Origin of the sequence: Thermodesulfatator autotrophicus, assembly GCF_001642325.1 — a bacterium.
GTDB classification, from domain to species: Bacteria; Desulfobacterota; Thermodesulfobacteria; order Thermodesulfobacteriales; family Thermodesulfatatoraceae; genus Thermodesulfatator; species Thermodesulfatator autotrophicus.
This window is the reverse complement of sequence record NZ_LSFI01000101.1, coordinates 1-2,020: the sequence shown is the minus strand read 5'-3', so window position 1 is coordinate 2,020 and position 2,020 is coordinate 1. Positions and strand designations below refer to the sequence as shown.

Here is a 2,020-nt window from a genome sequence, read left to right as displayed (position 1 = left end):
TTTTCGGACACAATTACTGAAATACTACCCAAATAAAACAAGTTCTATATTGAAAGTTCTCTTTTCTTAGTTCCAGTTCTTCTATCAACTCTATACCTTTTAATTCTTCTAAATCTTCTTCAAAAAGTGGCCACTGATACATGTTCCCCCCCTTTACTTATCTATCCACATTACCTTGTTCCTTTTTTCAATGGAAAAATACTTTGTTTCTAACTTTACGCGTTTGTCCCAGATTAGCGGAAAAGCTATTTCTTTTTCTTTAAATTCAAATTTTTCAGGAAGATTCGTGTTTTTAAGAGGCATATCAAGGATTTTTACCTTCTCTTGTGCAATTACCATGTCCCTATAAATGGCCTGCACTATGTGGCCACCGCACCATAAAAAGGCCACGGCAAAGGGATACATGTGCGTATAGGACTGATCAGGCCCACTAAACCTGATAAAAGGATAGGGATGCTTGTGAATAAAACCCCAAAAACCATCATGTGGAACCCAGAAAGGCATAACGGCTTTCTCATGCAAGTGCTGTGGAGGCACAAGTGGCTCTCTATCAAAAATTAGGCTACGCCCTTCAAGCCTCCCCTCCACATAAAGGACATATTCGTTAGGATCAGTTATTTCGTCAAATTTCCTTAGATATTCCAGTATGGGCTCTGCCAAAATATAGGTCTCAAGGTTCTCAACTACTTCCAGCCATTTCAAAAATTTTTCCATCTAGCTACCTCCTTTTAAAAAATTTTTAAGACCCTCTATATATAAGGGGAAAATTCTCCAGTAAAACAAAATTTGAGTTTTAACACATGATTATAACGTTTATTTTTTTGAGGGGAGATAAAACCGTGAAGCGCAGTAATTACAGGGAAATAATAGTAATTAATCAGGAAAAACAAGCAAAAATCTTTTATATTTAATGCCATCTAGATAAATACTTTCTATTTTCTTTCATTTTATCTCAATAGTAAGAATTTTATCTTAATAGTAACATTTAATGTTAATTTTAGACTAAAAATATGTATAAAATAGTATATATTTGGCATTATAAATATTAAAGGCTGGTAATTAAAGAATTATAGCTTAGGTTTAAAATAATAGGAAAAGAATGAAAAAAGTTTCAAAAAAGTACTTATTAGATACAAAAATTAAAAAGATAACACGAAAATATAGTAAAAAACATAGCTGATATTGTTTTAGGCCCTTACGGACCTAGCCATTACCAATTTGAGAAAGGCTCGCCATTACAGAAAAGGGCCCCGTCATAACTGAACCGCCCCGGATTTGCCAGAAACTTTTGGACCCCATTAGCCTATGATTGTTATACCAATACACCCAGCAAAGCGTCTCCCCTTCTACCCGTCCTATCTCTTCCCACGGCCCTAAATGCCTGCTCATCTCTGTCTTGCTCAACTTTGGCACCTTAATTTTAGAAATCATCGCTATAAAAAGGATTCCGAGGACTGAAAAAAGACGCACCACTACACGGGAGTGTCCGCCTGACGGTGTAAATTGTAAAATGACTAAACTACTAATGGGAGTACTTTTTACCTTACATCGCGTCATCACGAGGCGATGTAGTCGTCGTGGCGAAGTGACCCTACCAGGTTATTACGAGGAGCACGAAGTGCGACGAAGTAATCCTTGTCCCGAGCGGTAGCGAAGGGATCTGAGATTGCTTCGCTTCGCTCGCAATGACGCAGTAGGGAGGCTCGCAATGACCACCCCAAAATTGTCATCTGTTTTACGCTCTCATTAATACTTTAAGGAAGGAAGACACTCCCCCATAGAGGTTTCCTTATTCTTTGCCCCCTCTTTCTCGAAGGAAGGGATAAATTTTCTATCCCTTAAAGACCGGGATCAAGAAAAAAATTTTCATTGCCTTTGCTTGTGTCCCGCAGAATATGAAGATTTTTAAAATTGTCCCGAAAGTGTTTTGGGCTACTGGTAAACACTTAAGCGCCCATAACGCGGTTTTCCAGACGCTGAATTCTCATTAATGCATTAGCTCAGACTTAATCTGACAGGC

At 38.0% G+C, this 2,020-nt stretch carries 2 protein-coding genes; both read right to left on the bottom strand.

What is annotated here, in order from left to right; translation table 11 throughout:
* Window positions 1–13 precede the first annotated feature (13 nt).
* On the bottom strand, window positions 14–142 hold the full coding sequence (locus TH606_RS12020; protein WP_269451060.1) for a hypothetical protein: 129 nt from the start codon (window positions 140–142) through the stop codon (window positions 14–16).
* Window positions 143–153: 11 nt separating this feature from the next.
* A complete protein-coding gene (locus tag TH606_RS11110; RefSeq protein ID WP_068544057.1) occupies window positions 154–714 on the bottom strand; it encodes an MPN domain-containing protein in 561 nt (186 codons plus the stop codon).
* Window positions 715–2,020: the final 1,306 nt, after the last annotated feature.